Raw genomic sequence first — 10,806 nt, 5'->3', positions numbered from 1 at the left:
AGAGCTGTTGCTTGCCGAATAAGATTCACTATGCGACAGTGGAAAACTGCACTCAAATGGTACAGCTCCATAGTCGACGGGGCCTGGACCGCAGGCACATGGAATTAAATTCGTGGGGATCCCTCAGACTCTGACCCCATTATTGGGAGGCGCTTTTTGCCTGCATAGTGACGGGTGCTCTGTTGGAGAGCAGCAGATAAACCATGCTGGCGATGATTAACCCTACAAACCATGCGTAGGCGTAAAGCGTATCGAAAATAGCTGGCACGCTTTCTACAAACCCCGCCGCGTGCATAAAGCCAGGAATATTAGGCAAAATACCAATAACAAGTGCAGTCACACCCGCCATGTTCCAGCCATTGTTCGCACCATATTCGCCAGCGTGTTGAAATAGCGCATCTATGTTTAAGGTCGATTTTCTTAAGATAAAATAGTCGGCAATTAGAATACCCGCGATAGGGCCAAGCAGCGCAGAATACCCGGTAAGCCATGTAAATAAATAGCCCCCCGCTGTTTCAAGCAGCTTCCAAGGGAAGATAGCAACGCCGATACCAGCGGTTATATAGCCGCCCATTTTGAAGCTTATGTTCGAAGGCGCCATATTCGAAAAGCCATAAGCTGGGGCTACCATGTTAGCGGCTAGATTTGTGGTTAACGTTGCAAGTGCTAATGCTGCAAGCGCCAACACCACACCCATGCCGCCCATTCGACCGGCTAGCGCAACAGGGTCCCATATGGCCTCACCATAAATGGTGACCGTTGCTGACGTTACCGCTACACCGATAAAGGCAAACAGCGCCATGGGTAATGGCAAGCCAATAGCTTGGCCCAACATTTGGTCTTTTTGTGATTTTGCAAAACGCGTGAAATCGGGAATGTTCAACGCCATGGTTGCCCAGAAGCCCACCATAGAGGTTAAGCCCGCGAAGAAGGCTGTCCAAAACTGCCCTTCTTTGGCTCCACCTTCTACAAACTGAGACGGCGTTGACAACATTTCGCCAAACCCACCAGCATTAACGTATGCCCAACCAAGAAGCGCTAAGCCCATTAAGATCAAAAATGGTGCAGCAAAAGTTTCAAGCCAACGAATAGATTCGGTACCGTGTTTTATAAAAACCAAGTGCATCGCCCAGAAAGCGAAGAAGCACAGAGTTTGTGTGATATCGATACCTAAAAATGGTAGTGCCTGCCCCACAAATGCGTCGCCGCTCACGCTATTTAAAATAACGTAAATAGCACTGCCGCCAACCCATGTGTTAATTCCAAACCAGCCACATGCAACAAGCCCACGGGCCAAAGCAGGAATTTTCGCGCCTTTGGTGCCAAATGCGCTACGTAATAATACGGGAAAAGGTAAGCCGTATTTTGCACCTGCATGACCAATTAGCATCATAGGTACAAGCACGATAATGTTGCCCAACAGTACGGTGATAACCGCTTGATACCAATTCATGCCTTCTGATACCAGGCCCGCAGATAAGAGGTAAGTAGGTACACAAACCACCATCGCAACCCATAATGCCGCATAGTCTTTCCACACCCAGGTTCTGGTTTCCGCGTTGGTTGGCGCTAAATCTTCATTCCATAAATCGCCATCGTAATGGGAAGGTTTTGTCATGGTCTGATTGTTGGTGTTATCCACGATCTATTTCCTTATTGGGTTTGCTATTACTTGTTGCTTCTTTTTACACAGCGTCATGCTCGGCAAAGCGGTAGGTCAAAAATACATCAGCACTCTCAACGGCGTAACGATTAGATTAGAGGCTCGCTGCTAACCTTTATTGGGGCCTGCTGATCTTTGGTGTACAACAAAGGTCAAAAGGCCTTGGCAAAAAAGAAAAGCAAAAATACTGCCGCTTCGCGCGCTTTGTTAACGCAAAACCTAAATACCGTTTTGCTACGTCGGTATTTAGGTTAGCGACGCATGTTTCTTTTTAGAAGTAGGTGATACGCTTTATATTGTTAAATAAAGCGCAACTACGCTAATTAGAAATTACGTCTTACCGTTACGCCATACGTCCTAGGCTTCGCATAGGAAATCTGGCTGGTTCCATAAAAACCAGTTACGTCAAAGCCAATAAGTTCATGGTCTGAGTCAAACAGGTTATCTACATAAGCCGCTATTAGCCACTTGTCCTCAGCGTCTACCCAGGTTAAACGAGTATCAGCCGTGGCATAGCTATCAATTTCATGAGCGGTAAAATTCCGCGCATTGTGAAAGGTTTCCGACTGATAATTGGCTGACAGTTGGGCTGCCATATTGCCGTCAAAGGCATCCCAGTTATAGCGAAGCATGGCAGACGATTGATACTCTGGGGTAAATGGCGGTGTTGTATCAGCAAAGTACCCCGAGGCCACTTCTAAGTCTTCAACCACTGCATCGGTATATGAAAAGTTAACCATTACATCTAAGCTGTCTGTCGGGGTTAAGAACACTCCTAATTCAACGCCACTAAATGAGGCTTCTTCGTTTGACACTACCCCCGCATTATTCACCCACGAAAACGACTGGTAATCGCTGTAGTCATAATAAAAAACATTGGCATTAAAAACGCCGCTTCCCTGCATAAAACTGTGCTTTAAACCCGCTTCATACGCAGTAAGTTCTTCAGGTTCGTATAAGCTGAAACCTCCTTGAAGCGGGGCATTGAAACTCCCCGCTTTTACGCCCCGATTGATGCCTGCATAGTACAAACTATTACCCACACTGTATTCCAGCTGTAGCTTGGCCGACCACAGGTTTTGATCGTTAGAATCGACCAAAGTTTCTAAAGACGTCGTAGTGGTATCAATTTCAATGACGCGGTCGTTAGTATTCTCGTTTTGATACACATTACCCATAAAGTCTTTGTCTTCACGGGTGTAACGCAACCCACCAACCAGAACAAGATCGTCACTCAGGCTATAGTCTATTTGCCCAAATACAGAATAAGACTCGGTTTCAAGAGACACCAAGGTGTTATTTTCTTCACCGCCTAAGAAAAAGGTGGTGGGTGAACCCGCCAAGCCTTGGCTATAGTCCGTATCGATAGACAGATAATAAAGCCCCCCAACCCACTTTAAGTCTGCGGATTCACCTGAGAAGCGAAACTCTTGGCTGAACTGCTCTATGGTGCTGTTAGATTGAAAAATAAGTTCGGGTGACGCGGTTTGGTCGGAGTCGAGGCCAACGGTACGTTTAAACTCTTTGAAATCAGACATGGCGAAGAAATCGAAGCTTTCAAATGCATAGTCTAATGTTGCCGCGAGGCCTTTTGACTTGATCTTGTTTTGATCGTCAAAGGCAAAGTCTTTATTTACTTTATTGCCCGCCCCATCAGGGTCGAAGTTACCGTTGAAGTCGCCGCCTTGCACAGGACGGAAAGGATCGCCATTGAAGTTGCCGTCTACGCACACGCCTGCCTGAATAGTGTCGCAGCCAAGTGGGTCGTCAGCAGCGTAAATAACGTCAATCACATTGCCGTCGGCATCTTTTATCTCGGTGGTATTCACCACCTGATAAGGGCCTTCACTTTTGGTTGTATCTGACCAGTTTCCGCTTAGCAGTAACGAGCCTTGCTCACCTATATCGAACAGCAGCTGAGCACGAAACGCTTTAGTATCATCGTTGTACCCATCTTCCCCGCCTCCCACAGAGCCTAAACGGGTATCGGGTGCAGCACCGTCTTCATAAATATTCTCTAGTATCTCACCTTGTTGATTGGTAAACCCAGAAAAGCGACCATAAATGCCGTCTGCTAGTTCGCCTGATATCGCCCCTTCGAAGCGGTATTGTTCGAAACGTGCGGCAGTAAATTCCGCGTAGCCTTCTGTATCTGCAGTGGGCTTGGCGGTAACCGTATTAACCAGTCCGCCTGTGGCATTTCTTCCGAATAATGTTCCCTGTGGGCCTTTAAGAATTTCGATGCGAGCCACATCGAATAAACCAAAGGTTTGTGCTTGGGTACTGGCTAAATAGCCACCGTCAACGTATACGGCCACCGGCGCTTCCGCCAAGTCAGCGTAATCGTTTTGCACCACGCCTCGAATATTGAAAATAGCACGCTGACCACCGATATCACCGGCCAACGATACGCCAGGGGTAAACGCGATAAGCTCAGTACTGCTTTCAAGGCCAAGCGCCTCTAATTGTTCACCAGAAAACGCAGTAATAGCGATCCCTACATCGCTTATATTCTCGTTGCGCTTTTGCGCGGTAACTTCAATACTTTCCCAAACATTCTCTGCAGCAAAGGCCGCTGGCGTACTTAACGCCATAGCTACGGTTAACGCCAGCAGACGCTTGTGTGTGTTTAACGTTTGCATGTTTTACTCTCGTTTATAGTTCTTTTTAACAAGCCTTGCGGCGGTGTTGTCCCGATATTTTTATAAGAGTAACGGTCGACGTGAACTGCATATCGATTGCCACTGGGGTGCAAACCTAAGGCAGGACTGGAGAGGAACTGCCAAAGGCTTGCGGTTTTAAATTGTTATTATTGATGGCTCATGGCTGAGCCTAAATCTCTGTTCTTTTACCTGCTGCGAACAACTTTGCGCCATAAAGGCTTAATTGTTACCGTGCGTGGGCAAAGTTCTTATGGTCATTTATGGTTAATCAAGGTCAGTACGCCATGACATTAACTTGGAAATGAAAAGCTCACTCCTTCTCGAATGCCGCTTGAAGGCCAACGTTGAGTAATGGTTTTGCGTTTGGTGTAAAAGCGTACGCCATCCGGGCCGTATGCGTGAAGGTCACCAAAGAGTGAGCGCTTCCAACCACCAAAGCTGTGATAAGACACAGGCACTGGCAGCGGTACGTTTATGCCTACCATGCCTACTTGGATATTGTCTGAGAAGTAGCGGGCAGCCTCGCCATCTCGGGTGAAAATACACGTACCATTGCCGTATTCATGGCTGTCAATGAGCTGCATGGCTTGCTCCATGCTTTTAACGCGCATAACTTGTAGTACAGGGCCAAAAATCTCAGCTTTGTAGCTGGCCATTTCAGGCGTAACCTTGTCGATAAGTGTTGCACCTAAGAAGAACCCGGTCTCGTAGCCTTCTACGCTAGGGTTTCTGCCATCAACAACTACATCAGCCCCTTGCTCAGCCGCACTGGTTATGTAGCCTTCTACTTTCTCTTTGTGCTGAAGTGTAATCAGTGGGCCGAAATCGTTAGTCGCATCGTCAAAAGCTCCTACTTTTAAGCTTTTCATTGCTGATTGCATTTTATCTACAATTTCATCTGCCACTTTGTCACCTACGGCAACCACGACTGATAACGCCATGCAGCGCTCACCTGACGAGCCAAAAGCAGCACCTAAAAGCTGATTCACTGCGTTGTCGATGTCGGCATCGGGCATCACAATAGCGTGGTTTTTAGCGCCACCTAATGCTTGGCAACGCTTGCCATTAGCATTGGCTTTCGAATAGATGTATTCGGCGATGGGCGTTGAACCCACAAAACTCACTGCTTTAATGCGCTCGTCATCAAGTATTTGATCAACCGCTTCTTTGTCGCCATTTATAACGTTAAAAACGCCGTCGGGTAGCCCTGCTTCTTTGAGTAGCTTGGCTAGGAAAATAGCGCAGCTTGGATCGCGCTCAGAGGGTTTTAAAACAAAGGTGTTGCCGCATACAATGGCAAGCGGAAACATCCAAAGGGGCACCATGGCCGGAAAGTTAAACGGTGTAATTCCCGCCACCACGCCAAGAGGCTGAAACTCGCTCCAAGAGTCTATGCTTGGCCCAACATTTTTACTGTGCTCGCCCTTTAACAACTGGGGTGCACCACAGGCAAACTCAACATTTTCGATACCGCGCTGTAATTCGCCTGCCGCGTCGTGGCTTATCTTTCCGTGCTCCGCACCAATTAACGCAATAATTTCATCGGCATGTTCTTCTAGTAAGCTTTTAAATTTGAACATAACGCGAGCGCGCTTACTCACTGGCGTATTGCGCCACTCAACAAACGCATTTTGCGCGCTGACGATAGCGTCGTTTACCGTCGCTTTTGACGCCAGTAAAACCAGTTTTTCTGCCTCGCCCGTCGCTGGGTTATAAACATCTTGCATGCGCCCCTTTGGGGTACAGGTTTCACCGTTTATAAAGTGACCTACTACTTTCATTATCTGTCTAATCCTTTAGTTATACGTCTTTACAAGCGCTGTGATAGCCGCGCTGATAATATAAAAGGGCGTCGGCTTCTGGATCTTGCTTGATATCCACTACCTGGCAAAAAATAACGTCGTGAGTGGCCACACTTTTAACGTCTGTAATAATGCAATCGAAGCTTACTGCAGCATCGGCAAGTCTTGGGCAGCCGGTCGTCGATTCAACCCAATCACCAATTTCAAAGCGTTCGTTCATGGGCGCTTTACCACCGAATGTGTTTGAAATTAACTGATGCTGTGAAGTAAGGGTGTTGATAACCAAATGCGTGCTGTTTTTAAAAACTTGATGTACAGACGCACCGCGATTTAAACAAACCAGCAGCGTTGCAGGGTTATCGCTTACGCTACATACGGCGGTCGCCGTAAAGCCTGCATGTCCTTCTGGGCCAGTGGTTGTAACGACGTTTACCGCTGCCGCTAAACTCGACATACCTTCTCGATAAGCTTCGGGAGTTACCGGGGGTAGCACTTCTGTTACTGCGTTTTTTATTGCTGTAATAGTCATACAAATATCCTTTAAGTTGGCGTTACACGATGTGGCAGGCTTGCTCGAAACTTAAGCGAGGTAAGCGTTTATGTACTTTCTCTTTATCGCCGTAGCCAATGTTCAGTAAGAAATTCACCTTCCACGTGCTATCTGAAAAGAAAGTTTCGTTAAGTAATGTGGGGTTGAAACCAGACATGGCGCCAGCGTCAAGGCCTAGCGCGCGAACGGCGCTTATTAAGTAAGCCCCTTGCATAGAGCTATTGCGCATGGCGGTCTCATAGGCCGCTTCTGGACTTGAAGTAAACCAGCTTTTCGCATCTGCATAAGGGAATAAGGTAGGAAGCTCTTCGTAGAACTCTTCGTCGTAGGCCACTATAACCGTACAGGGTGCGGTCATGGTTTGCTCAACATTACCGCTTGAAAGGCAAGGTTTGAGCTTTTCTCTCCCTTCATCTGAGGTAATAAAAACAAATCGCGCTGGGCTACAATTCGCCGATGTCGAGCCTACTTTTACTAAATCGTACAGCTGTTTCAACACGGCTTCTGAAATAGGGTTGTCGTGCCACTTGGTGTGGGTATGCGCATCGGTAAAGAGTTGGGCTAGTCCAGCCTCGTCAAGCGGGCTAGTTGTTTTAAACTCTGTATTTTGTGTATCAGTCATTTTAAATTCATTCCAGTTTTATCAAATCTTTTAAACACTGCACTATGTTCTCGGTTTTTGCGCTTAGCCCATTTTTAGCTGCTTTAGCGTTGACGCTGTACTTGCAGCTTGCTTAGAAAGTTTTCGCCTCTTTAGCTGAAAACACCCCAAAGCCTGATGCAGTGTCATGTTCACGTTAGGCCACTTGCCCTAAATAGCTGCGCAGCAGTTCATTAAACGCAATTGGGTTTGTAATGCTTGATGCATGCCCGCCGTATTCCATGACCGACAATTCGGCGTTGGGCATAGCTTCAGCCAACATCTGTGAACGCTGCCACGGCACCAAGGTGTCGTCTTTGTTGGCTAGCGCTAACGTTGGTGTGGTGATGGCGTGCAAACTCTTATCAATATTGAACGTACTAAGGGCACCAATGCGGGCGAGCAGGTTTTCCTCGTTAGGGAAATGGTTGAGTAAGTGCGCCTCTTCCTCTGCCAAGTGAGCGGCATTCGCGGTTATCCAATCAGGCGGAAACAGCAGCAGCGCCTGAAGTTGCAAATACATGTCCTTTCTGCCTGCCGCCAATAACGCTTTGCGTATGTTAAAGCAGCGCAATGTGTGCGGATTTGGACTGCTCCACGCATTTACCAGTACTAAACTTTGTAAAAGCTTAGGTTTAGACAAAGCAAGTTCAAGCCCCACCAAACCACCCAGCGCGTGACCGACGAAATGGCACGCTTGCACTTCAAGTTTTTTAAGAAGTGCAGCGAGTTCATCCGCCATATGTGAAATGCTGTAATTCGCTGGCAAGTCACCCACACTTTTGTTGGTGCCAAAATGATCGTAAGCGATCACTCTATAGTCTTGGGCAAAGTCACCTAGTTGCGGCTGCCAAAATTTAGCTGCCCCGCCCAGCCCTGAACTAAACACAATCGTAGGTGCGTCGGGCGACGTCAGACCATGTACTTCGTAATGTAACTTGTTACGCATTTCGCCGTTCATTTCGCCGCTTATGTGGGCGTAGCTTGCCTGCACTTCAGAATGCATAAAGCTCACCTATATAAAACCAGTGGGCGCAGTTCGCGGGAAGTCCAAACATAATCACCTACCCAATGTGTGCTACAGACGCAATTTCAATTAAGGCTTCAGGCTTTACCAGCCCAACCTTAATGCAGTAGCGCGCTGGCTTTTCACCTGGAAAGTATTCGGCGTACACCTTGTTTACCGCGGCGTAGTCATCCCAATCGGTAATAAAAATTGAGTTGAAGGTGACGTCATCCATAGTGCCGCCCGCTTCTTCGATGACACTTTTAATGGTTTCTAGAACGTGGCGCGTTTGTGCTTCGGCGTCACCCACATGGACTACGTCGTTGTTTTCGTCAAACGGTAAGGTACCTGACACATACAGAATATTGTCAGCCATAGAGCCTGGAACAAAAGGAGCTATAGGTGTTGATGTACCTGCTGGAATAATGGCTTTCTTTGGCATGTTCTTATCCTTTTCGTTGCGCTTTCTATGCGTTGCTGCCTAGCGCCTATAAATGGTTTACTTCAATTCTTGCTAACTGATTTATCGTGTTGTTTTTGTCTGCGTGGCTAGTAGATGCTAAGAAGAAAGCACCTAACTCGTCCCTTCAAATACTTCACAGAACTGCGCGGTGGTAGACACCCACCCGAAAAACGTCTGAATGTTGAAAAGTGAGGCCTCGTGAATGTCTGGCGGGCCAGCTTGATATGCCGCATCGGCCAGCACCACACCAAAATATTCCAGGTGGAAGCCATCGCGCAGCGTAGATTCCACACAGACATTGGTTGCAATGCCTGTAAACACTAAGTTGCGAATACCGCGTGCGCGCAGCATGCTGTCTAAATTAGTATTGTAAAAACCGCTGTAACGGGTTTTAGGAATAACGATGTCGCCATCTTGAGGCTTTAGCGCATCTACAAGCGCGTAATCCCAAGTACCCTTGGCAAGCAAAGTGCCCTTAAGCTCTGGTTGTTTGCGCATGGTTTTAAGGGCATTAGACTTATACCAGTTCGGCGAACCGGGGCCGCCGGCCTCTTTGTAGTCGGCATCCCATCCATTTTGCAAGAACACCACAGGCATGCCTGCAGCCCGCGCTGTTTCAAGTACTTTAGTGGTGTTTTCAATGACTGGCGCCGTAGTGGACACATCAAAACCCGCCTTGTCTAAGTAGCCGTTTTTACTGGCATAAGCGTTTTGCAAATCCACCACAATAACGGCAGTTTCCGCAGGGTTTAACGTCAACGGTTCAGGCTTAGCTGGCAGTACGGGCTGCCCCGTCTGGCGCGCTTGAAAGCACCCTGAGACCTCAAATATTTCACCTGCTGACATTAGGCGGCTCCCGATGTGCTAAGCAAATGCTGACGGGATTTCATTAGCGGCTGAATTTTAGTGCCGAAATCATCCATGCCTTTAAGGAAGTCATCGAAGGTCAGCAATACACCTTCACAGCCCGGCACTGTGGCTATTTCATCAAGCATAGAGGCCACCGACTCATAGGAACCCACCAGCGTCCCCATGTTCAGGTTTACTGCTGAGGTTGGGTTGGTCATATCGCGGATATTCGTGTCTTTACCCGATTTCTTATCAGCAGCTCCTTGCGTTGCCATCCAGTCCAACGCTGACTGATCTTTGCCGTCTTTATAGCTTTCCCATTTCGCCATGGCGGCTTCATCCGTCTCATCGGCAATAACCATGATAAGTACCGCTGAACCTACGCTGCGACCGTGTTTTTCAGCCGCTTCAGTTAAGCGCGCTGCGGTTGGTGCAAAAGCGGTAGGTGTATTTACGCCTTTACCAAAGCAGAAATTATAGTCGGCATGACGCGCCGAGAAATCCATGCCTGCTGCGCTTTGACCGGCACAGATAAGTGGAATTTTTCGCTGTGGCTTGGGCAACATTCGGCAATCATCCATTTGGAAATGCTCGCCTTTAAAATCGCTTTTTCCGGTTTCCCATAATTCTTTGACTACCTGAATGTATTCATCCAAATACTCATAGCGGTTACCGAAAAATTCATCGCCCGGCCACATACCCATTTGCGAGTATTCAGGGCGTTGCCAGCCAGTGACTAGGTTTACGCCAAAACGTCCGTTAGAGATAGAATCGATGGTACTGGCCATGCGCGCCATGATTGCAGGCGGCAAGACTAGTGTGGCAGCCGTGGCATATAGTTGAATTTTTGAGGTAACAGCAGCAAGGCCTGCCATTAACGTAAACGACTCTAAGTTGTAGTCCCAAAATTCGGTTTCACCGCCAAACCCTCGTAGCTTGATCATAGAGAGCGCAAAATCCATATCGTACTTTTCAGCCTTCATTACAATCTCTTTGTTGAGATCGAAGGAAGGTTTGAACTGAGGCGAATTTTTCGAAATTAGCCAGCCGTTGTTCCCAATCGGAATAAATACACCTATATCCATGTTGTACCTCTGCTTGTATGCGTTTTAAGCGGTTTATCCCGCTTTTTTTAAGGTTGCCGAATTCAAAACATTGAAGTGGCGGTAT

9 protein-coding genes are annotated in these 10,806 nt (G+C 47.6%); all 9 read right to left on the bottom strand.

The features are described from left to right. Positions 1-139: 139 nt before the first annotated feature. Positions 140-1,642 carry an NCS1 family nucleobase:cation symporter-1 gene (locus MHM87_RS16235; protein ID WP_239260220.1) on the bottom strand — a complete coding sequence of 501 codons (1,503 nt, stop codon included), beginning with the start codon at positions 1,640-1,642 and terminating at the stop codon, positions 140-142. A 344-nt stretch (positions 1,643-1,986) separates the two neighbouring features. After that, positions 1,987-4,305, bottom strand: coding sequence for a TonB-dependent receptor (locus MHM87_RS16230; RefSeq protein ID WP_239260219.1), 2,319 nt, complete (start codon positions 4,303-4,305; stop codon positions 1,987-1,989). Positions 4,306-4,616: 311 nt separating this feature from the next. Further along, a complete protein-coding gene (locus tag MHM87_RS16225) occupies positions 4,617-6,107 on the bottom strand; it encodes a CoA-acylating methylmalonate-semialdehyde dehydrogenase (protein WP_156078858.1) in 1,491 nt (496 codons plus the stop codon). A gap of 19 nt (positions 6,108-6,126) precedes the next feature. Then, positions 6,127-6,657 (bottom strand): flavin reductase, encoded by a 531-nt coding sequence (locus MHM87_RS16220; RefSeq protein ID WP_239260217.1) that lies wholly within the window; start codon positions 6,655-6,657, stop codon positions 6,127-6,129. Positions 6,658-6,679: 22 nt separating this feature from the next. After that, complete coding sequence (locus MHM87_RS16215; protein WP_239260215.1) at positions 6,680-7,300, bottom strand: malonic semialdehyde reductase; 621 nt, start codon at positions 7,298-7,300, stop codon at positions 6,680-6,682. Between the two features lie 175 nt (positions 7,301-7,475). Further along, positions 7,476-8,324, bottom strand: coding sequence for a pyrimidine utilization protein D (gene rutD / locus MHM87_RS16210; protein WP_239260213.1), 849 nt, complete (start codon positions 8,322-8,324; stop codon positions 7,476-7,478). A gap of 58 nt (positions 8,325-8,382) precedes the next feature. Further along, positions 8,383-8,766, bottom strand: coding sequence for a pyrimidine utilization protein C (gene rutC, locus MHM87_RS16205; RefSeq protein WP_014950778.1), 384 nt, complete (start codon positions 8,764-8,766; stop codon positions 8,383-8,385). 132 nt (positions 8,767-8,898) lie between these two features. Beyond that, complete coding sequence (gene rutB / locus MHM87_RS16200) at positions 8,899-9,633, bottom strand: pyrimidine utilization protein B (RefSeq protein ID WP_232380248.1); 735 nt, start codon at positions 9,631-9,633, stop codon at positions 8,899-8,901. Beyond that, positions 9,633-10,721 (bottom strand): pyrimidine utilization protein A, encoded by a 1,089-nt coding sequence (gene rutA, locus MHM87_RS16195; protein ID WP_014950780.1) that lies wholly within the window; start codon positions 10,719-10,721, stop codon positions 9,633-9,635. The genes rutB and rutA overlap by 1 nt, the downstream gene beginning before the upstream one ends. Between the last annotated feature and the right edge of the window lie 85 nt (positions 10,722-10,806).

Origin of the sequence: Alteromonas sp. Cnat3-28 (assembly GCF_022348265.1) — a bacterium.
Taxonomy (GTDB): domain Bacteria; phylum Pseudomonadota; class Gammaproteobacteria; order Enterobacterales; family Alteromonadaceae; genus Alteromonas; species Alteromonas macleodii.
Note: the sequence above shows the minus strand (reverse complement) of the source record. Positions and strands in the feature narration are given on the sequence as shown.